The sequence below is a fragment of the Sphingopyxis indica genome (genome assembly GCF_900188185.1).
Lineage (GTDB): Bacteria > Pseudomonadota > Alphaproteobacteria > Sphingomonadales > Sphingomonadaceae > Sphingopyxis > Sphingopyxis indica.
Window position 1 is genome coordinate 41,029 of sequence record NZ_FZPA01000003.1, and the last position, 22,128, is coordinate 63,156.

15 protein-coding genes are annotated in these 22,128 nt (G+C 68.3%); 1 reads left to right on the forward strand and 14 read right to left on the reverse strand.

The features are described 5' to 3' along the window. Window positions 1-32: 32 nt before the first annotated feature. The 10 genes from CHB69_RS06225 to CHB69_RS06270 all read right to left on the reverse strand — a co-directional run bounded on the left by CHB69_RS06225 (window position 33) and on the right by CHB69_RS06270 (window position 14,052). A complete protein-coding gene (locus tag CHB69_RS06225; RefSeq protein ID WP_089215140.1) occupies window positions 33-1,442 on the reverse strand; it encodes an efflux transporter outer membrane subunit in 1,410 nt (469 codons plus the stop codon). Window positions 1,443-1,579: 137 nt separating this feature from the next. Beyond that, a complete protein-coding gene (locus tag CHB69_RS06230; protein ID WP_089215141.1) occupies window positions 1,580-4,756 on the reverse strand; it encodes an efflux RND transporter permease subunit in 3,177 nt (1,058 codons plus the stop codon). A 94-nt stretch (window positions 4,757-4,850) separates the two neighbouring features. After that, entirely contained in the window at window positions 4,851-6,134 is a 1,284-nt protein-coding gene (locus CHB69_RS06235) for an efflux RND transporter periplasmic adaptor subunit (protein ID WP_089215142.1), read from the reverse strand. A 31-nt stretch (window positions 6,135-6,165) separates the two neighbouring features. Beyond that, window positions 6,166-6,597, reverse strand: coding sequence for a hypothetical protein (locus tag CHB69_RS06240; protein WP_089215143.1), 432 nt, complete (start codon window positions 6,595-6,597; stop codon window positions 6,166-6,168). Window positions 6,598-6,894: 297 nt separating this feature from the next. Beyond that, window positions 6,895-7,506 carry a TetR/AcrR family transcriptional regulator gene (locus tag CHB69_RS06245; RefSeq protein ID WP_089215144.1) on the reverse strand — a complete coding sequence of 204 codons (612 nt, stop codon included), beginning with the start codon at window positions 7,504-7,506 and terminating at the stop codon, window positions 6,895-6,897. A gap of 54 nt (window positions 7,507-7,560) precedes the next feature. Next, entirely contained in the window at window positions 7,561-8,931 is a 1,371-nt protein-coding gene (locus CHB69_RS06250) for an efflux transporter outer membrane subunit (protein ID WP_089215145.1), read from the reverse strand. Further along, the gene (locus CHB69_RS06255; RefSeq protein WP_089215146.1) at window positions 8,931-10,025 is read right to left on the reverse strand and encodes an HlyD family secretion protein; all 1,095 of its coding nucleotides are present in this window, start codon (window positions 10,023-10,025) and stop codon (window positions 8,931-8,933) included. The genes CHB69_RS06250 and CHB69_RS06255 overlap by 1 nt, the downstream gene beginning before the upstream one ends. Continuing rightward, window positions 10,022-11,701: an MFS transporter gene (locus CHB69_RS06260; protein ID WP_089215147.1), complete on the reverse strand. Its 1,680-nt coding sequence runs from the start codon at window positions 11,699-11,701 to the stop codon at window positions 10,022-10,024. Before CHB69_RS06260 ends, CHB69_RS06255 begins: the two co-directional genes overlap by 4 nt. Further along, window positions 11,694-12,326, reverse strand: a complete 633-nt coding sequence (locus CHB69_RS06265) for a TetR/AcrR family transcriptional regulator (protein ID WP_245836577.1) — start codon at window positions 12,324-12,326, stop codon at window positions 11,694-11,696. The genes CHB69_RS06260 and CHB69_RS06265 overlap by 8 nt, the downstream gene beginning before the upstream one ends. Before the next feature lie 88 nt (window positions 12,327-12,414). Beyond that, window positions 12,415-14,052: a sulfatase-like hydrolase/transferase gene (locus tag CHB69_RS06270; protein WP_245836579.1), complete on the reverse strand. Its 1,638-nt coding sequence runs from the start codon at window positions 14,050-14,052 to the stop codon at window positions 12,415-12,417. A gap of 127 nt (window positions 14,053-14,179) precedes the next feature. Here CHB69_RS06270 and CHB69_RS06275 point away from each other — a divergent pair, with 127 nt between their 5' ends. Further along, window positions 14,180-14,788, forward strand: a complete 609-nt coding sequence (locus CHB69_RS06275; protein ID WP_089215149.1) for a TetR/AcrR family transcriptional regulator — start codon at window positions 14,180-14,182, stop codon at window positions 14,786-14,788. A gap of 171 nt (window positions 14,789-14,959) precedes the next feature. Here the strand turns inward: CHB69_RS06275 and CHB69_RS06280 are convergent, their stop codons facing one another. The 4 genes from CHB69_RS06280 to CHB69_RS06295 all read right to left on the reverse strand — a co-directional run bounded on the left by CHB69_RS06280 (window position 14,960) and on the right by CHB69_RS06295 (window position 22,020). Continuing rightward, window positions 14,960-16,729, reverse strand: a complete 1,770-nt coding sequence (locus tag CHB69_RS06280; RefSeq protein WP_245836581.1) for an arylsulfatase — start codon at window positions 16,727-16,729, stop codon at window positions 14,960-14,962. Window positions 16,730-17,230: 501 nt separating this feature from the next. Further along, window positions 17,231-18,022 carry an enoyl-CoA hydratase/isomerase family protein gene (locus CHB69_RS06285; protein WP_089215150.1) on the reverse strand — a complete coding sequence of 264 codons (792 nt, stop codon included), beginning with the start codon at window positions 18,020-18,022 and terminating at the stop codon, window positions 17,231-17,233. Continuing rightward, window positions 18,019-18,795, reverse strand: coding sequence for an SDR family NAD(P)-dependent oxidoreductase (locus CHB69_RS06290; RefSeq protein ID WP_089215151.1), 777 nt, complete (start codon window positions 18,793-18,795; stop codon window positions 18,019-18,021). The genes CHB69_RS06285 and CHB69_RS06290 overlap by 4 nt, the downstream gene beginning before the upstream one ends. Window positions 18,796-19,482: 687 nt before the next feature. Next, entirely contained in the window at window positions 19,483-22,020 is a 2,538-nt protein-coding gene (locus CHB69_RS06295) for a hypothetical protein (protein WP_089215152.1), read from the reverse strand. Window positions 22,021-22,128: the final 108 nt, after the last annotated feature.

The window sequence follows — 22,128 nt, forward strand, 5'->3', positions numbered from 1 at the left end:
ACACACGGCCTATTGATGCTCGGACGCTGCCGCTACCCCTGCGACCAGCGGCCGCCGAGCGCGCGGAACAGGTCGACCTGCGCATCGGCGATGCGCGCGTCGGCGAGCGCGAGCGAAGCCTGGGCTTCGGCGAAGGTGCGTTCGGCGTCGAGCGCTTCGAGCCCGTCGATCGCGCCTTCGCGCTGCTGTGCGCGGGTGATCCGGACCGCGGTTTCGGCCTGGTCGCGCGCCGACTGGAGCGCGGTGCGCCGGTCGAGAAGATGTGCATAGGTCGAGAGGGCGGTTTCGGTCTCTTCGAGCGCGCCGAGGACGGTGCCGTCGAATTCGGCGAGCGCGGCCTGGCTGTCGGCTTCGGCGCCGTCGATCCGCGCGCGCACCGCTTCCTGATTGGGGAAGGACCAGCTGATCAGCGGCCCGAGCAGCCAGCGGAGCGGGCCGCCGCCGAACAGGTCGCCAAGGCCCGTGCTCGTCTGCCCGATCGAGCCGCCGAGGCTGATGCGCGGATAGAGGTCGGCGGTCGCGACCCCGATGCGCGCGGTCGCGGCGGCGAGGCGGCGCTCGGCGGCGGCCACATCTGGCCGGCGCGCGAGCAGCGCGGCGCCGTCGCCGACCGGAATCGGCTGGTCGAGCCGCAAGGTCGTCTGCCGCTCGGCCGCGATCGGCGGCAGATCGGCGGGCGCGCGGCCGGTGAGGGTCGCAAGGCGGAAGAGCGCGGCATCGCGCTCGGCGGCGATTGCCGGAATGTCGGCGCGGCGCTGGTCGCGCAGCGCGGCGACGCGCGCGGTGTCGAGCTTCGTCGTCAGTCCAACCTCGGCGCGGCGCGCGGTGAGCGCGACCGACTTGTCGAGCAGGTCGACGATATGCCGCGCGACGCCGAGCCGCTCGGCCGCTGAGGCCGCGTCGGCATAGGCGCGTGCGGTTTCGGCCGCGACGGTGACGCGCACCGCATCGGCATCGGCCTGTGCCGCCGCCAGATCGCCGCGCGCCGCTTCGACCCCGCGCGACACGCGGCCGAACAGGTCGACTTCGTAGCCGACGGTCAGCCCGCCATCGACCTGCCATCCCTCACGGTCGGCGCCGGGCAAGGTCTGGCTTTCGCTGACGCGGCCATAGGTGGCGCCGGCGCTGAGATCGGTCGACGGCAGGCGGTCGCCGCGCACTTCGCGCAAGGCGGCGCGCGCCCTGGCGATTCGCGCGACGGCGACGCGGACGTCGGTGTTCGCCGCGAGCGCGTCGGCGACGAGGCCATCGAGCACCGGGTCCTTGTAGAGCCGCCACCATTCAGCGTCGGCTGGCGCACTGGTCGTCACGCCCTCCTTGACCGAAAGGAGCGGGCCGGACGCCGCAGGGGGAGGCGTGGGGCGCGCGAAGTCCGGCCCGACCGCGCAGGCCGAAAGCGTCAGCGCGGAAACGGTTGCGATGAGGAAGCTGCGGAGGATCATTGAATGGCTCCTGAAATTTGGGACTGTGTGTCCCCGCGAAGGCGGGGACCCATCACCGACGGGTTCAAGATGGCGCCGTCGGGAGATGGGCTCCCGCCTTCGCGGGAGCACACCAAGGTTCTGCGCGGTCGCCACCATCATTCTGCTGCCACGGGGGCCGGCGCGCCCTGTCCGCCCTGCCGGCCACGCGCCGCGATGCGGTCGCCGATCGTGCGGCAGACGACATAGAAGGTCGGGGTGTAGATCAGCCCGAACAGCGTGACGCCGATCATCCCGTAGAAGACGGCGGTGCCGAGCGCCTGGCGCAGCTCGTAGCCGGGACCCGACGCCCAGACCAGCGGCACCACGCCGAGGATGAAGGCGAAGCTGGTCATCAGGATCGGGCGGAGACGCGCGCGCGCCGCCTCGACCGCCGCCTCGACCACGCTCGCGCCGCGCTCTTCGGCCTGTTTGGCGAATTCGACGATCAGGATCGCATTCTTCGCCGCGAGCGCGATCAGCACGATGAGGCCGATCTGGGTCAGGATATTATTGTCGAGACCCCGCAAATTGACGCCCGCCATCGCGGCAAGCAGCGTCATCGGCACGATCAGGATGATCGCGAGCGGCAGCATCAGGCTTTCGAACTGCGCCGCCAGCACGAGGAAGACGAACACCACCGACAGCGCAAAGATCAGCGCCGCGATATTGCCCGCCGCCTTTTGCTGGAAGGCGATGTCGGTCCATTCGGCCGAGAAGCCCGCGGGCAGGTTTTCGGCAACCTTTTCCATCACCTCGATCGCCTGTCCGGTCGAGTATCCCGGCGCCGTCTCGCCGTCCACCTCGACCGCGGGGAAGAGGTTGTAGCGGGTGACGCGATAGGGACCGGTCCTGTCGCTGAAGGTCGCGACCGCGCCGATCGGCACCATCTCGCCCGTGTTCGACCGGGTCTTGAGGCGCGCGATGTCCGACGGATCGTCGCGCGCCGCCGCTTCGGCCTGCGCGGTGACGCGGAAAGTGCGGCCGAGCAGGTTGAAGTCGTTGACATAGGCCGAACCCAGATAGACCTGCAGTGCCTCGAACACCCGCGACGGCGGCACGCCGAGCATGTCGGACTTGGCGCGGTCGATGTCGGCGTACACGCGCGGCGTCGCGGTGTTGTAGAGGGTGAAGACGTTCGCAAGCTCGCGCTGCTGGTGCGCCTCGCCGATCAGCTGGCCCGACGCCTGTTCGAGCGCCTGATAGCCCGCGTCGCTGCGGTCCTGCACGATCATGCGATAGCCGCCGCCGTTGCCGATGCCCTGAATGACCGGCGGCGGGATCACGAAGACGAAGGCGTCGTTCACGTCGGCGAGCGCCGCGCGCATATCGTCCTCGATATTGCGTTCGGTGCGGTCGGTGCCCGCGCGCTCGGCGAAGGGCTTGAAGGTGACATAGGCCGCCCCGGCGTTCGACGCCTGCGTGCCCGAGGCGCCGTCGAAGCCGGCGAACATCACCGCCGCCTCGGTGCCGGGCACGTCGAGCAGCTTCTTCACCACCTTCTTGAGCACCGCGTCGGTCTGCTGGATCGAGCTGCCGGGCGGGAGCTGGATTGCGGCGAGCGCATAGCCCTGATCCTGCGCGGGCACGAAGCCCGCCGGCGTCGCCCAGAAGATCGCGGCGGTCGCGACGATCAGCCCGCCATAGGTCGCGAGCGCCTTGCGCGGGACGGCGATGATCCGGCGCGCGGTGTCGGCATACCAGTTGCTCAGCCGGTCGAAGGCGCGGTTGAAACGGTCGCCCGCGAGCCAGGCGTAGCGGCGCCAACCCGACGCCGGAGCCTCGGCGGCGCGCGGGCGCAGCAGCATTGCAGCGAGCGCGGGCGACAGGGTGAGCGACAGGATCAGCGAGATCACGGTGGCCGTCGCAATCGTCACCGCGAACTGGCGATAGAATTCGCCGGTGATGCCGGTGAGGAAGGTCGTCGGCACGAACACCGCGCACAGCACGAGCACGATCGCGACGAGCGCCGCCGACACCTCGTCCATCGAGGTGTGCGCGGCGTCGCGCGGGGACAGGCCGTGCTCCATGTTGCGCTCGACATTCTCGACGACGACGATCGCGTCGTCGACGACGATGCCGATCGCGAGCACGAGGCCGAACATCGACAGCGTGTTGAGCGAGTATCCGAGCCCGGCGAGCACCGCGAAAGTGCCGATCAGCGATACGGGGATCGCGACGATCGGGATGATCGCGGCGCGCCAGCTCTGCAGAAAGACGATGATGACGATGACGACGAGGATCATCGCCTCGAGCAGCGTCTTCTGCACCGCGTGCATCGATTCGCTGATGAACTCGGTCGGGTTCCAGATGATCCGGTATTCGAGGCCCTTGGGAAAGCTCTTCGCCGCGTCGGCGAGCTGCGCCTTCACCCCTTCGGCGGCGGCGAGCGCGTTGGTGCCCGGCCGCTGGGTGATCCCCATGATGATCGAATCCTGGCCCGACAGATAGGCGTTGACGCCATAATCCTCGGCCCCCAGCTCGACGCGCGCGACGTCGCGCAGGCGCGTGATCGCGCCCGTCGGGTCGGTGCGGACGATGATATTGGCGAACTCGTCGGCGGTCTTGAAGCGGCCCTGCGTCTCGACATTGAGCTGGTGCGCGGCGCCGGTGTCGAACGGCGGCTGGCCGACGACGCCCGCGGCGACCTGGACATTCTGCGCGCGCAGCGCGGTGACGATGTCGCCCGCGGTCAGGTTGAGCTCGGCGGCGCGGCCGGGGTCGATCCACACGCGCATCGCATAGTCGCGGGCGCCGAACACCTGCACGTCGCCGATGCCGTCGACGCGCGTCAGCCGGTCCTTGAGCTGGGTCAGCGCATAGTTGGAAACATAGCTGCGATCGAGCGAGCCGTCGGGCGACAGGACGTTGACCGCCATCAGCCACGAGGGTGAGGTCTTGCGCACGACGACGCCCTGCCGCCGCACCTCTTCGGGCAGGCTCGGCTCAGCGAGCGCGACGCGGTTCTGGACGAGCACCTGCGCGGTATCGAGATCGGTGCCGAGCTTGAAGGTGACGGTGATCGTCAGCCGCCCGTCGCCGGTTGATTGCGACGACTGATAGAGCATATTGTCGACGCCGTTGATCTGTTGCTCGATCGGCGCCGCGACGGTGTCGGCGACGGTTTCGGCCGACGCGCCCGGATAATTGGCGCTGACCGTCACCGTCGGCGGGACGACCGCGGGGAATTGCGACACCGGCAGCCCGAAATAGGCGAAGGCGCCGATGATCGTGATGATGATCGCGATGACGCCCGCGAAGATCGGGCGGCGAATGAAGAAATGGCTGAGACGCATGTCGAGCCTCCTCGGCCCACCGGGGGCCGGCAAAAGATGGAAATCGGACGGCGGGCGGCCCTCGCCCCGGACGGCGCCGGGGCGAAGGGCGCGCTTATCCCGCGAGCGTGGCCTGCGAAGCGGCGGGCGACTGTCCCTCGCCGATCGCGGTCGCGGCGGGCGCGGCTTTCGGCTTGATCGTCGTCGGCTTCGCCGTCACCTTTCCGCCCGGCTGGGCGAACTGGATGCCCTGCACGATCACCCGGTCCTGTGCCGTCAGGCCCGACCGGATGACGCGCAGCCCGGCGACGAGCGGGCCGGTTTCGACCGGCCGCGCGGCGACGGTGCCGTCCTTCGCGACCACGAACACCTGCTTGCGCGCCTGATCGGTGCGCACCGCGGCGTCGGGGACGAGCAGCGCCGACACCTGCCCGCCCTGCGCGAGCCGCATGTTGCCGAACATGCCGGGGGTCAGGAAATTGTCGGGATTGTCGATCACCGCGCGCACGCGGAGCGTCCCCGAATGGTCGTTGATCGCATTATCGGTGAAATCGACACGGCCTTTCCAGTTGTAGTCGCTTTCATCCTGCAGCCGGACCTCGACCTGCTGTCCGGTCGTCCGGCCCGCCTGCCGGTCGCGCTGCGCCTTGAGGAACAGCGCCTCCGAACTGTCGAAGCTGAAGTAGATCGGGTCGAGCGCGTTGATCGTCGTGAGCAGCGTGCCCGCCCCCTCGCCCGCCGCGACGAGGTTGCCGGGGTCGACGCGGCGGTCCGAAATGCGGCCGCCGATCGGCGCGCGGACGCGGGTGAATTCGACGTCGAGCGACCGCGAGCGGACGCGCGCCTCGGCGGCGGCGAGCGCCGCGGTCGCCGCGCGCACTTCGGCGTTCAACTGATCGACGTCGCTCTGCGAGATCGCGTCGTCGGCGATCAGCCGGTTGGCGCGCGCGAGGTTGGTGCGCGCCAGCGCGAGGTTGCTGCGCGCGCTCGCGGCGTCAGCCTGTGCTTCGGCGAGCGCGGCGTTGAACGGGCGCGGGTCGATCGTGAAGAGCAGCTGCCCCTTGCGCACGATCTGGCCGTCGGTGAAGTGGATGCCGGTGAGCTGGCCCGAGACGCGCGGGCGCACCTCGACCGAGCGGCTTGCCTCGAAGCGGCCGACATAATCGTCCCATTCGGTGATCTCGCGCACCAGCGGCGCGGCGACGGTGACGACGGGGAGCGCCGGCGCGGCATTCGCCGGGCCTTCGCGGTGGGTGAGGCCATAGCCCGCCGCGACGAGAATCGCGAGCGGCAGGCCGATCTGGAGGGCGCGGCGCCAGCGGCGCGACGGCTGGGTAGCGGCCGACGCGGGGGCGGTCTTCGCCGCCTCCTCGCGCCGGATCGGGGAGAGCATGTTCATGGGGAGAGCGACTTTCGAAATGAGGGAGAGACTATTTCCGGAAGAGGCGCGCGACATGGACTTCGGCGACGCGCTTGCCGAGCAGTTCATAATGGTCGGGCGAATAGCCCGCGTCGAAGAAGGCCTTGAGCTCGGCCTTCGGCACCGAATAGCTGTGGTGCCATGTCAGCACCGCCATGCGGCGCAGCGCCTCGAGCTTCGGGTCGGCGAGCCGCCGGTTGACGCCGTTCCCGAACAGCGCGGCGAGGATTTTCGCGATGCGGCCGGGTTCGCGGAGGCTCGATGGCCGGTCGTGACGCGCGAGCATCACGACCGACCATTCCAGCGCCGAAAAGCCTGCGGGATTCTGGGCTTTCGGCGCTACGGGGGCTGCGGAGAGGCGCGGCGCGGGCAACAGCTTCGCGCCGGGGATTGCGGATTCGAAAGCGCGCGCAGGGCGCTCTGCAAGGGCAAGTGTAGCCATGGCCGGTCCTCCTTGGACATGGGCCGGGCGCAAGGGGGCTTTCGCCCCGGGACGCTTGCGCCCGGCGAGGGGAGATTTCGGAGTCGAAAACCCGTCCGCCGCCCCGCGGGCGTCGCAACCGGTCTTTCGCAAATTATCTGGGTTGGTCTAGCGAACTAGGCCTTGGTGAACGGACAGTTGGGCATAAGCGTTCCCTTCGCTCGTCGCGGCGAACTCGACGCCCCGACCATCTGTACTATGCGGTATATAAATCCGCCGTTCATCTTGTCAAGGAGTTTTATACCAGCTGTTACAGAATTATCTGCTCGGCCATAAAGCAAGGCTTGTTTCGACCAGCCGCTCGAGCTCGGCGCGCGGCGCGCCGGCGCTCGCCTGAACCGTCAGGCCTTGCAGGATCGCGAGCATGTGGCTCGTCAGCCCTTCGGGGTCGATATGGTCCGGCAGTTCGCCCTCCGCCTTTGCGCGCGCGAAGCGTTCGACGAGCGCGCGCTGCGACGAGGCGCGGCGGCGCACGACGTCGGCCTTGATCGAATCGGCTTCGGGGCTGCACGCGAGCGTGCCGAGCAGGCCCATGCAGCCCTTCGGATCTTCGCCGCCGCAATGGCGGTCGAGCGCGCCGCGCAGATAATATTCGGCGACCGCGCGCGCGGTCGGCTGTTCGAGCGCGGCGCGCGTATAGTCGAGCTTTTCGGATTCGTAGAGGTCGAGCGCCTTGTGAAACAGCGCTTCCTTGTTGCCGAAGGCGGCGTAGAGGCTGGGCTTGGTGATCCCCATCGCTTCGGTCAGGTCGGCCATAGAGGCGCCGTCATAGCCCTTGGTCCAGAAGACGCGCAGCGCCTCGGCGAGCGCCTGATCGACGCAGAATTCGCGCGGGCGCCCCTTGGTCGCGGGGATGGTTTCGCTTTCCATAACGGTCGGTATATAATGTATCCGCGCAAAAGGTCCAGAGGCGATGTGCGTGTGTCAGCCGGGCGCCCCGCCCCCGAGCGCCTGATAGAGCGCGACATAGGCGTTCAGCCGATCGGTGCGCAGCTGGATGAGCTGGATGTCGACCGCGAGCAGCGCGCGCTGCGCCTCGATCTGCTCGAGATAGGGCGAATAGCCCGCGCGATAACGGTTCATCGCGTGGCGCAACGCATCGGCGACCGCGGCACGCTGCGCGACGAGCGCAGTTTCCTGCACGCCGAGACGGTCGATCAGCGCAAGCTGGTCCTCGACCTCGCGAAAGGCGGTGAGCACCGCCCCCCGATAGGCGAAGGCCGCCTGGTCGCGCTGTGCGGTCGCTGCGTCGAACTGCCCCTGCAACCGCCCGCCCTGGAACAGCGGCGCGAGGATACTGCCGCCGATCGACCAGATGCCGGCCGGGTCCGACAGCGCCGACGAGACTACCGCGCCCGCCGAGCCCGACAGGCGGATCTGCGGCAGGAATTGCGCCCGCGCGGCGCGCAGATTGGCGTCGGTCGCGGCGAGCGCATATTCGGCCCGCGCGATGTCGGGGCGGCGACGCACGAGATCCGAGGGCAAGAGGTCGGGCACCGCGGGCGCGGTCAGCGCATCGAAATCGCCGCCGCGCACGATCGCGTGGGGCGTATCGCCGACAAGGAGCGACAACGCATTTTCCTGCCGCGCGATCGCTGCCTCGATCGCCGGAATCTGCTGCTCGGCGGCGCGATATTCGGCCTCGGCCTGCCTGAGTTCGAGCTGCGAGGTATAACCCGCCTCGGCCCGGTCGCGCGCGATGCGCAGCGCCTCGCCGCGCGAGGTCAGCGTCTCTTTGAGCAGCGTGCGCCGTTCGTCGAGCGCGAGCAAGGTGACATAGCCGCTCGCGGCGGCGGCGCTGACCGACAGCATCGCCGCCTCGCGCGCCGCCGCGACCGCCGCGGCATTGGCCTGCGCGGCATCGAGCTGCGCGGTGTTGCGGCCGAAGAGATCGAGTTCGTAGGACGCCTGAAAGGCGGGCTGCGCCGCGAAGGCTTCGGTCGCGACCCCGAAGGCGTTGAGGCTGCGCGATTCGGCAGCGGGACCGCCGACGCTGAGCGAGGGAAGCAGCAGCGAGCGCGCGGCGCGCTCCTGCGCGCGCGCCTCGGCAACGCGCGCCGCGGCGATCGCGAGATCGACATTGTTCGCGCGCGCCTGCTCGACGAGCGCCGTGAGCTGCGGATCGCCGAAGCGCGTCCACCAGCTGGCGTCGATCGTGCCGCTTGCCGGGAGGTCGGTGCGCCAGCCGGCGGGCGGCGCGACCGCACTCGCGGACGGGCGCGGGCCGATTGCCGGCGCGCAGGCGGCGAGCAGCAGCGGCAGCAGCAGCGCGGCGCGAGGGACGGCGCGCCGCATCAGTCGGCACCCGTATGGACGGTCGCGACCACCGACATGCCGGGGCCGAGCCGCGCGGCGAGCTTTTGCCCCGCGTCGATGCGGATGCGCACCGCGATGCGCTGCGGCACCTTCACGAAATTGCCCGATCCGGTGTCGGGCTTGATGACGCTGAACTCGCTGCCCGCCGCGGGGGCGATGCTTTCGACATGGCCGGTCAGCTTCGCGCCGCCGAGCGCGTCGACGCGAAAGCTCGCCGACTGTCCGACGCGGATCTTCGCGGTTTGCGCTTCCTTGAAATTGGCAACGATCCAGTGGCGCTGGGGGACGAGATACATGAGCTGGGTGCCGGGGTTGACGAGCTGCCCGACGCGCACCGTCACCTCGCTGAGCTGGCCGTCGCGCGGCGCGCGGATCACCGTGTTTTCGAGGTCGATGTCGGCGAGCCCGCGCTGCGCCTTCGCATTTTCGACCCCCGCTTCGAGCCCCGCGCGGCCGACCCCGACCGAACGCACCTGCTGCGCCGCGATCGCCTGCTGCGCCTCGGCCTGACGCACCGCCGCTTCGGCCTGACGCAGCGCGGCGAGCGTCTGGTCGCGCTCGCGCAGCGACACCGACCCCGCATCGACGAGTTCGTCGACGCGACGCATATCGGCCTGCGCCCGCGCGAGCTGCGCCCTGGCGCTCGCGACCGCGGCCTTTTGCAGCTGCACCTGCGCCTCGGCCGAACGCAGGCTCTGCGCGCTGTTTTCGAGGCTCGCCGACTGGGCGGCGATATTCGCCTGCCCCTGCGCGACGCGCTGGCGATAGATGCGGTCGTCGATCCGCACCAGCACCTGCCCTTTCTTCACCCGCTCGAAATCGCGCACGAGCACGTCGGTTACATAGCCGCCGACCTGCGGGGCGATGATCGTCGTCTGGCCGCGAACATAGGCGTTGTCGGTGGTCTGGCTCGCGGCGCGGAAGGGCGGCAGGCCCCAGGCATAAAGGATCGCGAGCACGCCGATCAGGATCAGCGACCCGAACAGGATGACGCGCGGCCGCGAGCGCGGCGGCTTCCAGCCCTCCTGTGCTTCGGCGGGCGTTTCGGACGATGTTTCCTGTTCCTGACTCATTGGTTTCCGGCTCTCATCTTCTGTAGGGCGGCGAGTTCGGCGGCGAGCGGATTGTGGCCGCGGCGGCGGTCGTGGATCCAGCGCGCGAACATCAGCACGAACGCCAGCGCCGCGAGCGATCCGATCACGAAGAAGACGTCGTTATAGGCAAGGATCGCCGCCTCGCGGATCGCCTCGCGCACGACCTGTGCGCCGGCGACGGCACTGCGCAGCGCAGGGTCGGTCATCGTCCCCGCTTGCGCCGCGGCGATGCGGCCGATGCCCTGCGCAACATCCGGGTCGGCGGGCGAAATGCTGTTCGCGAAGGTGATCAGATGCGCCTTGGTGCGCAGCGTGTGAAACGCCGACAGCGCGGCGACACCGGCAAGCCCGCCGAGCGTCTGCGACAGGCTGAACACGCCGACGAAGCTGACCAGATAGGACGGCCCCTTCGACAGCGCGCGCAGCAGCCCCTCCATCAGCATCGGCCCCATGAAATAGACCGCGGCAAAGGCGATCGCGGCCTGCGAGAAATAGAGGTTCACCGGGCCGGTGCGCAGCCCCGAATGGGTATCGAGGAAGGCGCCGAAAGCGATCACCGCGAGCGACACGAGCGTCTGGCGCCGCAGGTCGGCGGGGTTGAGCGTCAGGATCGCAAGCAGCGCGCCGGCGAGCGTCGCGGCCGAGAGGACAGCGTAATAGCGGACGAGCTGATCGCTGACGAGGCCGATCGTCGATAGAAGGCCGGTCGATCCGAAATTCTGCTCGGAGGTCAGCACGCGCACCAGCGCACCGGTGAGAGCGAATTTGACGAGGTCGCGGCTGCCCATCCAGCGCGTCTGGAGCATCGGGTTGGCGCGGTTGTGCTCGATCAGGAAGGCCGTCCCGATGAGCAGCACCGACACCGCGAGCGCGGCGCCGAGCCACGGCGTCGTCCACCACACGATCCGCCCCTGGACAAGGAAGGCGCAGAGCAGCCCGACGCCGACCGCGAGCATCGGAAAGGTCAAGAGGTCGAGCTTTTCGAACGAGCGGATCGTCTCGCCAGGCGGCAGATGAAGAATATTGACCAGCCCGACCGCGACGAGCGAGAGCGCGAACTGAAAGACGAAGAGATTATAGACGTCGCCGTCGGCGAGCAGCAGCGGCGAGATCGCGCGCGCGAGCGGCACCGCGACCTGCGCGAGCCCGATCGCGAGCAGGAAGCCCGCGATGCGCTTTTCCTGCGGAAACCCCTGCATCAGATAGAAGGCGGCGAGCGTCGTCAGGCCGCTCGCCGCAATCCCCGAAACCCCGCGCGCGACGAGCTCCATCCGATAGCCTGCATCGAACAGCTGGAGGAAATTGGCGAGCAGCAGCGCGATCATGATCACGCGCACGAAACGCTGGATGCCGAATTGCTGGCGCGACTTGTAGAGCAATATGCTCATGCACGCATTGGTCATATTATAGGCGACGGTGACCCAGCCGGTATCGACCGGGGTGAGGTCGAGATGTCCTTGCAGAACGGTGAGGTTGGCGATCAGCAGCCCGTTCTGAAAGCCCGCGATGATCGCGAGATAGAGGCCGATCAGCAGATAGCCGAATTTGCGCGGCGCCGGATGATCGGGCGACGCGGGCGATCCGGGCATGAACGGGCGCTCGTGCGGTTTGAAGACATAGGCGCCGCTCTCGCCGGAGGCCGCGGGATCAGCCATGACGAAGCTGCGGCGCGATCAGCGTGTCGCAGAGCGCGGCGCGAAATTCATCGTCGTTCGCGAGCTGCGGCGCATAGCCGGTAAGCATGTCGCGCCGCACGACATTGACCGCGACGCCATAGGCAAAGGTCAGGAAGGCCATCTCGGGGATCGGCGCGCGCATCTCCCCCGCATCGTGCGCCGCGCGGATCAGCGGCAGATAATGGTCGAGCAACGGCTGCGAGACATGGTCGAACACCCACGCCGCGCGCTGCGGGTCGTGCCCGGCGTCGCGGAGCAGGAAGCGCGGCACGGTGTCGTTGGCGCAATAAACGTCGATCAGCGCCTCCATCGCGGCGGCAAGCGGGCGTTCGCCGCGATCGGGCTTCGCGGCGGCGGCGGCGGCGATCTGTTCGAGCGTCACTGTGCCGACGCGCTCGACCACGGCTTTCCACAGGCCGAGCTTCGATCCGAACTTGTAGGAAATCAGCGCGGCGTCGACCCCGGCATCGGCGGCGATGTCGCGCAGGCTCGCCCTGTCAAAGCCCTGGTCGGCGAAACGTCGCAGCGCCGCGAGGCGGATGCCGCGCTCGGTGTCGCCCTGATCGGCGGGCCGCCGCCCGCGCCGCGAAGATGGGTGAGCCATCCGCCGCATCCCCTTGCTGCCTGAAACAATAACGCCCGGCGCAGATAAGGATGCAATGCGATTAATTCAACGTGCGATGAATTCCTATTCAGTTGGTCCAGTAGATATAATCCTGCCCCGCCTTCCACGGCGCGTTCATCGGCACGTCGATGCGGATCGGTCCTTCGAACAGGCCGGGCCAGATCGGCTTTGCCATGTCCCTGTTCTGCGCCGCGAGCATCGCTTGCAGTTCGGCGACGCGCTGCGGCTGCTGTGCCGCCAAATCATGCTGTTCGGTCGGATCGGTGGCAAGGTCATAGAGCCGGACCTTGGCGGGGCGCTTCGTCACTTGCAGCTTCCAGTCGCCCGCGCGCACCGCGCGATAATCGCCCGAACGCCAGTAGAGCGCGTTGCGCTTCGCGGGGCCGGCAAGAATGTCCTGGCTGTCCATCACCCGGTCGGTCGGCAGCTTCGCGCCCGCCGCGGCGGCGATCGTCGCGAAGATGTCGAGATGCCCGGTTGCGTCGGCGCGCGCCGACCCCGGCGCGATATGCCCCGGCCAGCGCATGAACAGGGGCGTGCGGATGCCGCCCTCGAAAAAGGTCGCCTTCCACCCGCGATAGGGAGCGTTGAGGTTGGGGATACCCGTGTACCAGGCGCCGCCATTGTCGCTGGTGAAGATCACGAGCGTATTATCGTCGAGCCCGGTGCGCTTGAGCTCGGCCATCACGTCGCCGATCCGCCGGTCGAGCTGCGCGATCATCGCGCCATAGACGCGCGTCTTGTGATCCTTGATCTGCGGCAGCTTCGCATAATCCTCCTTCGTCGCCTGCAGCGGCGTGTGCGGCGCGTTGAACGCCAGATACAGGAAGAAGGGGCGGTTGCGGTTGGCGTCGATCGCCGCGATCGCCTGATCGGCGAAATAATCGGTCATATGCCCCTTGGGATGGAAGCGCTCGCCGCCGTTGAAGGTCACCGCATGGCGCAGGTTCGCCCAGAGGAAGCGGTCGATCGGATCCCAGGGCAGCTTGGCGTTGACCGCGTCGGCATCGTCGTCGGGCAGGAATTTCGCTGCCCCCGCGAGCACCGCGAGGCTCTCGTCGAACCCCTGGGCATTGGGCTGGAGCGCTGGCGCTTCGCCCAGATGCCATTTGCCGATGTGGATGGTGTGATAGCCCGCCGCCTTCACCGCCTCGGCGATCGTCACCTCGCTCGCGGGCACGCCCATGTCGGGATAATCGGGAATATCGTCGGTGATCAGCTCCTGGTGAAAGACGGGTTTCAGCGGGCCGATGCCGCCCCCGTGCGCCAGATTCTCGGCGAATTCGACCGGCACCGCGGTATATTCGAAGCCGAAGCGCGTCGGATAGCGCCCGGTCATCATCGCCGCGCGCGACGGCGAGCAGGTCGCGTTGGCGGCATAGGCGGCGGTGAAATTCACGCCCTGCCGCGCGAGCGCGTCGATGTTCGGCGTCTGAACGATCCCGCCCGCAACCCCGCCGCCGTTCAGGCTGATGTCGTTCCAGCCAAGGTCGTCGGCGACGATCAGGATGATGTTCGGCGGCCTCTTGCCTTCGGGCGGCTTCGCGGGACCCTGCTGCCACGCGACCGGCCGGTTCGGCTGCACCGGGCTCTGCCAGTCCTGGATCAGGCCGGGGAGGCGGTATTTGTTCGCCTGGAAGCCGTAATAGCCGCCCGCACCGAGCAGGGCCACCGCGCCGAGCGCGAGCCATCGCTTCTTCATCATCTTTCCCCACATCCGCAAGGCGGTTGCCCCGGAACTTATGACACTATATGTGCCAATAGATGGAGCGGCGCAAGCGCATTGGCTCGCCGCCATTGACCTTGGCGGCGCGGTGGGCCAGCGGAGACCTATGGCATCGAAAACGGACATGGGGACGGCAGACAGCGACGGGCGGCGTGCGCGCAGCCGGTCGAGCCGGCGGCGCATCGTCGCGGCGATGGTCGAGCTGATCGAGGGCGGCGACCTGATGCCGAGCGCGGCGCGCGTCGCCGAGGAAGCCGGGGTCGGGCTGCGCACCGTCTTTCGCCATTTCGACGACATGGACACGCTCTATGCCGAGCTGTCGGCGACCATCGCCGCGCGGGTGATGCCGGTCGCCACCGCGCCCTATGACGGTGCCGACTGGCGCGCCGACGTGCGCGAATTGGCGCGGCGGCGCGCGCGGGTATTCGAAACCATGCTGCCCTTCCGCCTCGCCGCGAACCTCAAACGCTATCAGTCCGCCTTTCTGATGGCCGAATATGGCCGCGTGGTCACGATCGAACGCGAACTGGTGCTGCGGCTGCTGCCCGACGCCGTGAAGGCCGACCGGATACGGGTGGAGGCGCTGATCGCGGCGCTGTCGTTCCAGACCTGGCGCGCGCTGCGCCACGATCAGGGCCTGACCGCCGAGGATGCGGGCGCAGTGACCGCGCATATGGTCGCGGCGTTGCTCGCGGCGAGTCCCGAAACGCCCTGAAGTCTGTCCGGTTCGAGCGGATTTCAAAGCCTCCCGTTCGTCCTGAGGAGGGGCTGAGCTTGTCGAAGCCCCGTCTCGAAGGACCAGACGCGGCATATGGTCCTTCGAGACGCCATTTCGACGGGGCTCAATGGCTCCTCAGGACGAACGGGGGGCTTTGAATCCAGCCGATCAGGACAGACTCCAGCTTCTCGCCCGTCGGCGCCGCCGGCGCCACGCCCAGACCAAGCCGATCAGCAGCGCCAGCACGCCCCCCGCCGCGGCGGCGAGGCGGATCGCGCGTTTCTTGCCCTGATGCTCCCACGCATAGGCGTTGATCTGTGCGTCGGCGGTGTAGCCGGGCGGCATGTCGAGTACGCCATTGGCGCGCGCGAAGGCGCGGTAGTCGGCCTGCATCGCCGCGAAGCGATCGGGCATTTCGGCCGCAAGGTCGCGCGTTTCGCCGGGATCGGCGACGATGTCGAACAGCCGCCAGCGGCCGTTGCCGGTCGGCGGCAGGTTGCGCACCAGCTTGTAGTTCCCGCGAAACAGGGCCGCATTGCCCGACAGCTCGTAACCGAGCGGCGTGTCGCCATGCACGCTGTCCGCCGCGCCCTTCAGCATCGGGACAAGGCTGCGCCCGACCACGGGTTCGACCCGCCGCCCCTTCCATTCGCCCTGCGGCAGCGGCAGGCCGGCAAGCTCGGCGAGCGTCGGGACGATGTCGGTGACGTGCGCGAAGCCGTTGCTGATCGCCCCCGCGCGGACGCTCGCATGGCCGGGCCAGGCGACGATCAGCGGGACGCGCAGCCCGCCCTCGGCGGCGCTGAACTTGTAGCCCGACAGCGGCGACGCCGCGGCGCTCGCCCAGCCCGGACCGATCGCGCTCAAACTGTTGCGGCGGCCGATATTCGCAAGGGACGTGTCGTAATGCAGGTTCAGGAAGAGGCGGTTGCGCAGGCTGGCATAGGGATTGGTCGGCTCCGGCCCATTGTCCGACAGGAAGACGAAGATCGTGTTCTCATACTGGCCGGTCGCCTTCAGATGCGCGACGAGCCGGCCGATCTCGCGGTCCATCGCACTCGCCATGCCGGCATAGGCCTGCATCACCCGCGCCGCCGCCTTGCGCTCGTCGGCGTCGAGTTTCGCCCAGTCGCGCGTCGTCGCCATCGTCACCATCGGCGTGCCTTCCGGCACGATGCCGAGCGCCGCCGCACGCTTCGCCCGCGCTTCGCGCAGCGCGGTCCAGCCGTCGCGATACATCGCGCGGTAGCGCGCGATGTCGCTGTCGGGCGCCTGCACCGGAATATGGTTGGCGAGGAAATTGACCGAGGCGAGGAAAGGCTTGCCGCTCGCCGCGCCGCCGTCGATATAGTCGATCATCTTGTCGACGATGAAGCGCGACGAATAATAATGTCTGGGCAGCGTCGCGGGCTTGCCGTCCTCGAACCAGTCGGCCTTGTCGTACATCCCCTCGATCGGGCGCTGTTCGAAATTGTCGGCGCCGGCATCGGCAAGGCTGAAGGCGCGGTCGTAGCCGCGTGCGCCCGGCAGCCGCGCCCTATCCTTGCCGAGGTGCCATTTGCCCGTGAAATAGGTGCGATAGCCCGCGGCGCGCGCCATTTCGCCCATCGTCACGACGCGGTGGTTGAGCACCGTGTCATATCCCGGCTTGCCGGCATGTTCGGGCGGAATGGTTGCGGCCATGTTGCCGAGCCCGTTGCGATGGTTCATCACCCCGGTGATCAGCATCGCGCGTGTCGGCGAGCACGACCCCGCGACGTGGAAATTCGAAAAGCGCGTGCCAGCCCTGGCCAGCGCGTCGATGTTCGGCGTCGCAAATTCGGCCCCGAAGGCGCCGACGTCGCTGAACCCCCAATCGTCGGCGAGCAGCACGACGATATTCGGATGCGCGGCGCGCGCCTGGGACGGTGCGGGCGATGGAAAAGCGGGGGCCGCCACCGGAGCCGCCCGAAGGGGCATCACGGCGAACGAAGCGCATAAAGCGATGACGGCCGACCGCCCTAAAATGCCGCGCAGCGGCATCGACCCCCCAGTCGAAAAGCGTCCGGCCATCGCCCCCTCCCCGTCCTTGTAAATTATTGGCAGCGATTATGCCAATATAATTTGCGTTGGCAATCGGGGGTGATGATGACGCGGATCGAAATGCCGGAAGGTAGGGAAGATGCGTCCTGACGGCGTAGCAGGAGATTCGCGCAGAGGCGCAGAGACCGCAGAGATTTGTTCACGCGGAGTCGCGGAGGGGATTTGGGCCGTCAGGCCCCCTCATTCTCTCCCGCTTCGACGATACGGCGAGACCCGCATGAAGAAGGCCGCTTCGCGGCAAATATTGCTTCTCCGCGTCTCCGCGTCTCCGCGTGAATCAATTTTTTCCTCTGCGGTCTCTGCGCCTCTGCGCGAATCTTTGTCCGCACCCACAATGGCAGGCGGCCGGTCCCGCCTCTATCGCTCGCGATAGTCGGGCGGGCGTTTGGCGAGGAAGGCGGCGAGCGCTTCCTTGTGGTCCTCGGTCGCCGAGAGGATGACCTGCTGGCGATCCTCGATCGCCATCGCGGCGTCGAGGCTCGGCGCGTCGATGTTGAGATTGAGCGCCTGCTTCGACAGCCGCAGCCCCCAGGGGCTCGTCGCGAGCATCTCGTCGGCGAGCGCGAGGCCGCGGTCGAGCAGCTTGTCGGCGTCGACGATCTCGCTGACCAGGCCCGCCGACAGCGCGCGTGCCGCGTCGATGAAGCGGCCGGTCAGGATCATTTCGGACGCGAGGCTCGCGCCGACGAGCCGCGGCAGGAAATAGCTCGACGCCATGTCGCAGCCGCCGAGGCCGATGCGGATATAGGCGGCGTTGCAGCGGAAGTCGGGCGCGGCGTAGCGCACGTCGGAGGCGAGCAGCAGCGACAGCCCGCCGCCCGCCGCAGCGCCGTGGCCGAGCGCGATGATCGGCTGCGGACAGGCGCGCATCTTGCGATAGATATTGCCGATGCTCGTCTGGGTCCGGAGCGTGCGCAGCACCGGGGTTTCGCCGGTCGCGCGGTCCTCCTGAATGTCGAGTCCGGCGCAGAAGCCGCGCCCCGCGCCGCGCAGGATGACGACGCGCACCTCCTTGCGCTCGGCGAGCCCGCCGAAATAGGCGCCCAAGTCGTCGACGAGGCCTTCGTTCAGCGCATTCAATCGTTCGGGCCGGTTGAGCGTCGCGATCTCGACCGCGCCGCGCGCCTCGACCAGCAGCGCGCCGCTCACAGCGTCTGTCCGTCGTCGATCGTAATCACGCTGCCGGTGACCCCCAGCGAGGCGTCCGAGCAGAGGAAGAGCAAGGGTGCGTGGAGGTCGCTCGGCGGACGCAGCCGCTGGCGCGGGAAGGTCGCGACGAATTTCCGGCCTGCCTCGCTGGCGAACAGATCGGCGGTCATTTCGGATTCGAAATAGCCCGGCTGGATGATATTCACATTGATCCCGCGCCGCGCCCATTCGCGCGCGAGCGCCTTGCCCATGTGGCGCACCGCCGCCTTGGTCGCGCCATAGACCGAGGTTGCGGGAAAGATCTTGTCGGCGGTGATCGACCCGATGATGACGACGCGGCCGTGCTGCTTCTCACGGCTGCCCGCGGCTTCGAGCCGCCGCGCGCCTTCGGTCGCGGTCAGGAACACGCCGCGGACATTGGCGGCGAGCAGGCCGTCGACCTCGTCGACGCTGAGCCCGAGCGCGAGCTTTTCGGTCGCGACACCGGCGTTGGCGACGATCGTGTCGACGGGGCCGAAGGCGGCTTCGGCGGCGTCATAGGCCGCTTTGGTCGAGGCTTCGTCGGTGACGTCGAGCGATACCGCGACCGCCTGCCCGCCCGCCGCCTCGATTCCGGCGACCTGTTCGGCGAGCTTGTCGGCGCGGCGCGCGGCGAGCACGACCTTCGCACCCGATGCCGCGAGCGCCCGCGCGAAGCCCGCGCCGAGCCCCGACGACGCGCCGGTCACCAGCGCGACGCGGCCCGTCAGGTCGAAAACCGGATCCTTCGCCATATCCCTCTCTCCCGCTGCTGTGGCGCTCGCGCGCTCGGCGACGGGATAGCCGGCTTTCCCTTTACGTCAACTGCGTGGGGTGAAAAACTTTTAATGCTAAGTTTATTGGAGAGCCGCGGAAAAGCGTTGACAGGGGATTTTTGTTCCCTTATTGTTCTTATCGTGCACACACAACCTGTTCCCCCGTCGCGGCCGTCGGAGTGCGGCGGACGGGGGATAAAGGGTTTCTTTCCCGACATCGAAGAACCTTCACCGGCCTGACGGAGCGGACGTCGAGCGGGCATCCCCCGAATCCAAAGGGGTCGGATTGGAGCTAGGGTCCTGACCCTAGAGCATCGTGCCGGAAATCTGCACCGTTTCCCCGAGCGAAGACGAGGGGCATTGCCGAGCGAAGTCGAGGCGGCGACGCTGCGGTTCTCGCTCCGCTCGAACGAGCCCCTCGTCTTCGGCCAAAGGCCGAAGTTCATCCTGAGCGCCCGCCAGGGCAGTCGAAGGGCTCGGGGATGCGGATGATTCAGATTTCGCGCAATTTGCTCTAGATCATCCTTGACAGAAAAAGCCGTGTGCTCCCGCGAAGGCGGGAGCCCATCTCCTGACGCTCAATCCTGAACCCGTCGGAGATGGGTCCCCGCCTTCGCGGGGACACACCAATTTTCGCAAGCCTTTCTGGAGGGTGGCGATTTCGCCCTAGCGAATGCGCCCGCCGCGGAAGCCGCCCATCCGGCCCTGGAAGCCGCGGCCCATGGTGCTGCGGTCGAAGGCGGGGCGCTGGGTGCCCGGGCGCTCGAAGCCGCGGCCCGCCATGGTGTCGCGTTCGAAGCCGCGGTCGCGCGCCGCGCGCTCGCGGTCGAGCCCATTGTCGGTCGGGCCATAGGTCCCGCCGCCGCCGCGCTTGCCGGTTACCGACTGCCAGCCGCTCCCCGGATCGTAGCGATAGACGTGGCCATCCTTGCCCGCATAGATGTTGCCGTTGACATCGACCGCGCCGCCGCCCGAGACGCCGCCGCTCGACCGGTCGTAATGGACATAGCCCGCGCCCCTGGCGTCGCCGCCGGCGCCCTGCGTATTGAAGCCGCCCGCAGCGGTCGCGCCGCCGGCGCTGCGCGTCGCGCCGCCCGCCTCGCGCGTGACGCGGCCGGTGTTGGCGTTGACCACGGTGCGCGCGCCTGCCGCTGCGCCGCCGCCGGTGTAGATATTGCCCGCCGCGCCGCCGTGCCCGGCGACGACGCGCCCGGTCTGCGGATTATAGCGAATGCCGCCCGCCGCGGCGGTGGTGTTGCCGGTGTAGATATTGGTGTTGCGCCCGGCATAGCCCCAGCCGCGCCCGCCGGTCGCTTCATTGTAATAGCCGCCGCGCCCGGCGCGCCCGATATTGCCGGTATAGGGGTTGTACCAGGCGGCGCCGCGCCCCGCGACGACGCTGTTGCCCCAGCGGCCATAGACGTCGCCCCAGGCATAGGCGCCGCCCCAATAGCCGGGCCAATATCCCGGATAATAGCCGGGATAATACCACGGCCCCCAATAGGGTCCGTACCAGGGGTCGTACCAGCCGAAGCCGAAGGCGAGCGACCAGCCGACCGCGGCGCCGAAGGCGAAGGAGGCGCCATAACCATAGGTCGTCGGGCAGCCGTAATAATAGGCGCCGACCCACGGGTCGCACGCATAGCCGGTGCCATAGACGACGACATTGTTGTTGACGACGGTGCCGTAATAGCCCGGCGTATAGCCGACATAGACGACCTCGGGCGTCGAGCCGTAGATGCGGACATAGGTGACATAATGATATTGCGAGGTCGCGGGGATGCCATAGATCGCCGCGGGCACTTCGGTCGCGACCTGCCACGGCCCGGTCGCCGCCGAGGCGGTGAACCACACGCCGTTGCTGAGCGCGACATAGCTTGTCGGACTCACGCGGAAGACCGGCGCGGGCGAATTTTTCGCGACGCTGAGCTGCGTGCCCTCGATCGCGGTGAATTGCGGCGCGCCGTCATAGGTCGCGGTGAATTTCGCGTCGGCGCGCTGGACGGTCGCGGTCTGCGGCACCGAATTGGCGACGAGCGCTTCTTTCGCTTCGGGGGTGCCCGCGATCGACGCGAGCACCGCGCCCTTCGGACCGTCGCTGTCGATCTTCAGAAAGTCGGGCGGCAGCCTGTCGGACGCGACATAGCTCCATGGGCCGTTCGTCGATTTGGCGGTGAACCAGCGCCCCGACAGCAGCGCGTACCAGTTATCCGCGCCTTCGAGGAACAGGTCGGCGGGGGTGTTGGTGACATAGCTGAGCGACGTGCCCTGGACGTCGGCGAACTTCGGCTCGCCCTCGATCGCGATCAGCTCGGCGGGGTGAGTGCGGACATAGACGGTCTTGATCGCGTCGGAGCCGGCGGCCGCTTTCTGCTGTGGTTGCTGCTGGGCATTGCCGCCCTGTTTCAGCAGCTGGTCGAGCGCCTGGCTGACCGGCGCGGGCGGCGTCGGAGCCGCCGCCCACTGGCCGTCGAGGCTCGTCGCGGTCATCCACTGCCCGGCGTGGCCGAGATAGAGCTTGCCCTGATAGCGCAGGATCGGCGCCGATGTGTTGAGCACGCGATCGACCCCCGCCACGCCGCTCGCGCGCCAGACCGGGTCGCCGTCGACGAGCACGAGCATCGCGGGCTCGAGCGAGACGATGATTTCGGGCGCCTTGTTGGAGACCGGGACGTTGCTGGCCTTGTCGGTCTCGCCCGCGATCGCGAGCTGCGCCTCGATCGCGTCGAGGCTGACGACGAGCTGCGTCGTCGGAAAGGCCTTGCGCGCCGCCGCGAGATAGCGCGCCTCCTGATCGGGCGCGCTTGGGAAGCTGCCCTTGTCGACGGTAAGATCGTCGAGCGCCACGATCCGCGCCTCCTTGTCGGTGCCGGTCTTTGCGCTGAGCCACAGCACGCCATAGGTTTCGCTGTTCCTGGCCTTGCCGTCGGCGCCTTTGGTCTGGCCGGTGGTGACCGCCATCACCTGCCGTGCCTTGATCTCATTGCCCTCCCAGCTGTCGACCTGCGGCTGATAGAGCGCGAATTCGACGCCATCGACCTTGTAGGAGCGCGGCCAGACGCGCGCGTCGACGGTCTTGCCCGAGGGCGCGACGGCGACGGCGTCCGATTGTCCGAAGGCGGCGCGCGGCTGGAGGACGAACGGCACCGCCGACAACAGCGCGGCGGAGGCCATGAGGGCGGTGATCTGGCGGTTTCGGGTCATGCGGGCTATCCTCGTTCCGGGCGGACGGGCACGAGAATTGCGGCGATGGCGGATACGATCAATCGGGTGAAACCCGTTTGTCGCGGCCTGCCGCGCCTGATGCGAGGA

What these genes read in the sequence shown, in the direction of transcription:
- CHB69_RS06225 (WP_089215140.1), bottom strand. Translation starts at nt 1,442, where the DNA reads ATGATCCTCCGCAGCTTCCTCATCGCAACCGTTTCCGCGCTGACGCTT.
- CHB69_RS06230 (WP_089215141.1), bottom strand. Translation starts at nt 4,756, where the DNA reads ATGCGTCTCAGCCATTTCTTCATTCGCCGCCCGATCTTCGCGGGCGTC.
- CHB69_RS06235 (WP_089215142.1), bottom strand. Translation starts at nt 6,134, where the DNA reads ATGAACATGCTCTCCCCGATCCGGCGCGAGGAGGCGGCGAAGACCGCC.
- CHB69_RS06240 (WP_089215143.1), bottom strand. Translation starts at nt 6,597, where the DNA reads ATGGCTACACTTGCCCTTGCAGAGCGCCCTGCGCGCGCTTTCGAATCC.
- CHB69_RS06245 (WP_089215144.1), bottom strand. Translation starts at nt 7,506, where the DNA reads ATGGAAAGCGAAACCATCCCCGCGACCAAGGGGCGCCCGCGCGAATTC.
- CHB69_RS06250 (WP_089215145.1), bottom strand. Translation starts at nt 8,931, where the DNA reads ATGCGGCGCGCCGTCCCTCGCGCCGCGCTGCTGCTGCCGCTGCTGCTC.
- CHB69_RS06255 (WP_089215146.1), bottom strand. Translation starts at nt 10,025, where the DNA reads ATGAGTCAGGAACAGGAAACATCGTCCGAAACGCCCGCCGAAGCACAG.
- CHB69_RS06260 (WP_089215147.1), bottom strand. Translation starts at nt 11,701, where the DNA reads ATGGCTGATCCCGCGGCCTCCGGCGAGAGCGGCGCCTATGTCTTCAAA.
- CHB69_RS06265 (WP_245836577.1), bottom strand. Translation starts at nt 12,326, where the DNA reads ATGGCTCACCCATCTTCGCGGCGCGGGCGGCGGCCCGCCGATCAGGGC.
- CHB69_RS06270 (WP_245836579.1), bottom strand. Translation starts at nt 14,052, where the DNA reads ATGATGAAGAAGCGATGGCTCGCGCTCGGCGCGGTGGCCCTGCTCGGT.
- CHB69_RS06275 (WP_089215149.1), top strand. Translation starts at nt 14,180, where the DNA reads ATGGCATCGAAAACGGACATGGGGACGGCAGACAGCGACGGGCGGCGT.
- CHB69_RS06290 (WP_089215151.1), bottom strand. Translation starts at nt 18,795, where the DNA reads ATGGCGAAGGATCCGGTTTTCGACCTGACGGGCCGCGTCGCGCTGGTG.
- CHB69_RS06295 (WP_089215152.1), bottom strand. Translation starts at nt 22,020, where the DNA reads ATGACCCGAAACCGCCAGATCACCGCCCTCATGGCCTCCGCCGCGCTG.